Source organism: Actinomycetes bacterium (assembly GCA_024222295.1).
Lineage (GTDB): Bacteria > Actinomycetota > Acidimicrobiia > Acidimicrobiales > Microtrichaceae > JAAEPF01.
This window is the reverse complement of record JAAEPF010000052.1, coordinates 1-984: the sequence shown is the minus strand read 5'-3', so window position 1 is coordinate 984 and position 984 is coordinate 1. Positions and strand designations below refer to the sequence as shown.

Below are 984 nucleotides of genomic sequence, written 5' to 3'. Positions count from 1 at the left end.
GAGAAGGTCGACCACGCCGAGCAGCGCATCGCGGAGCTCGACTTTCCGCTCGTCGAGGTGGCCGTGGGCGCGGACACGCTCGCGGTGGAGCGCGCCGTCGACAAGTTGGCGCAGGCTGGATGCCGCACGATCTGGATCGATTACCTACAGAAGGTGAGGCCTGGTGAGGATGCGCCGGAGGACAGGCGCACCGCAATCAACGTGCTCTGGGGAGCGCTACAGCGCGCAGCCATCCGGCATGACGTGGTGGTCATCGGCATCAGCCAGCTAGGGCGCAACGCCCAAGAGGGAGAGCCCTCGCTGCACAGCTTCAAGGAGAGTGGAGACCTTGAGAACGAGTGCCGCTTCGCGCTGCTCGCGCATCGCTCCGTGGACTCTCCCACCGTGGTGCTGACCGTGGCCAAGGGGCTGTTCGGGGGCGTCGGCACGCAGATGGTCTTCGAGCGCGTCAATGGCGCACTTAAGCCGGTGTGGTGATGGGCGGCCGAGCAAGCAGAGCGAAGGGCGCCACTTTCGAGCGAAAGGTCGCCGAAATTTTTCGGGAGATGTACCCCGAGGCTCGGCGCGGATACCAGCGTCGATCAGGCTCGGATGAGCCCGACGTGGCCGGCACCCCGTGGTGGATCGAATGCAAGGTGGGCAAGGGCACCCCGCAGGTCTACCGCGCATGGTGGCAGGCCATGGAAGCGACCGATGGGCGCGCGTGCATGGTGGTGAGCAAGCAGGACCGCACCGAGGTGCTGGTCACCCTGCAGCTAGCCGACCTGATGGCGCTGCTGCAGCGCGCGGCGGGGCACATCGTCACCGAGGAGCACGCCGAGCTCGACAGTCAGTCGTCGGGATGACGGCCGCCACGGTCAGCGCCGCGGCGGCCACTGTCGCCCAGTTCTGCAGGAGCCCGTCCATCTCTCCCTCCCTGATGTGCGCCAGATCCGCACGGCCACGTTGTTGGCGGCCCCGCTGGCGGCGGCGGAGGCCGCCACG

Annotated in this window: 2 protein-coding genes; both read left to right on the top strand. The window is 67.8% G+C overall.

What is annotated here, in order from left to right:
* On the top strand, positions 1 to 477 hold a 477-nt coding region (locus GY812_15590; protein MCP4436903.1), incomplete at its 5' end, for a hypothetical protein.
* A 68-nt stretch (positions 478 to 545) separates the two neighbouring features.
* Positions 546 to 845, top strand: coding sequence for a hypothetical protein (locus GY812_15585; protein ID MCP4436902.1), 300 nt, complete (start codon positions 546 to 548; stop codon positions 843 to 845).
* Positions 846 to 984: the final 139 nt, after the last annotated feature.